Genomic DNA, 1,205 nt, shown 5'->3' with positions numbered 1-1,205 from the left:
CGTTCATCGCGACCCGGTCGAGATCAACAGTGCGAGGTGCCTATGGCGTCGCTGGTTGAAGCACGGCGCGGTGACGGATGTCGGCGAACAGGGGCCGGTACAGGGTGGCGGCGTGGTCGCGGTCGTGGATTGCGTAGGTCGTCATCCGGGCGACCACCTCGTGCAGGTCGGCATCGACGAGGTCGTGTAGGAGCGCGTCGCCGTGTTCGGAGAGGTGGACGCCATCGCTCCACAGACTCAAACCGTTGTTACCGGGGAGTTGGCGAGCGGTGGCCGTGAAGGCCGGCCACCCGTCGACAAAGGTGGCACCGGCGGATGCCGCGATCTGCGCGGCTACCCGGTTGTATTGCTGCAGAGCGGTGTTCGCTGCGGGGATGTCGAGAGCGTCGTCCCAGCCGAAGGGAGTCTCGGCGACGCAGATGAGCTGCCGGGAGTTCGTGGTGAGCAACTCGACCATGGTGCGGTAGTTGGTGGTGAACTCGGCGAGGTCGACGGCTTCGGCGTGACGGCCTTGGAAGCCACGCCAGACGTCGTTGATGCCGCAGCCGAGGACGCTGACCGCAGTGGGGTGCTGTGGTCCGGTGTTGTCGCGGACGATCTGCAGGATGTCGCGGGAGGTAGCACCGCCTTCGCCGTGGTTGCGGAAGGTGATGTCCAGGTACGGCCAGCGGGTCTGCAGGGTGGTGTGCAGACGGTGGACGTAGCCGCGGTTGCGCCAGGCTTCGACGGTGACGGTGGAACCGACGTCGGGCAGGGCTGCCTGGGTGACCATCTGGGCGTTGAAGCCTTCGAAGTGCTGCATGATGCTGGTGCCGAACCAGGCGACGCCGACCTCGTAGCGTGGTTCGGTGTCGCTGAGCAGGGCGTCGAAGGTGCGTTTCGCGGTGGCGGGGCTGCCTGCGGCGACGGTGTTAGGGCCGATCGAGCGGGTGGCGGTGGAGTTCGCCCCGATGATCGTGTTCTGCCCGATGCGTACGCCCGCGGTGATCGACACCTTGGCGGAGATGACCGCGCCGGTTTCGATGATGATGGGGGCGCCGGCGAAGCCGCTGGCCCACGGTGTGGGCTCCCCGTCGGGCAGGTGGGCGATGGAGCGGTCGCGGTGGTTGTGGTCGTGCAGGTCGACCATGTTGGAGATGCCGACGCCAGCGCCGATCCGAATGCCGATCATGGCGGAAATGAAGGTGTTCTCGCCGATGGCGACG

The 1,205-nt window shown here is 66.8% G+C and carries 1 protein-coding gene; it reads right to left on the bottom strand.

Annotated elements, in window-relative coordinates:
• Nucleotides 1-40: 40 nt before the first annotated feature.
• The coding region (locus tag DMB66_RS59775; RefSeq protein WP_233625630.1) for a GDSL-type esterase/lipase family protein at nt 41-1,205 on the bottom strand (1,165 nt) is incomplete at its 5' end.

The organism is Actinoplanes sp. ATCC 53533, from assembly GCF_003947245.1.
Note: the sequence above shows the minus strand (reverse complement) of the source record. Positions and strands in the feature narration are given on the sequence as shown.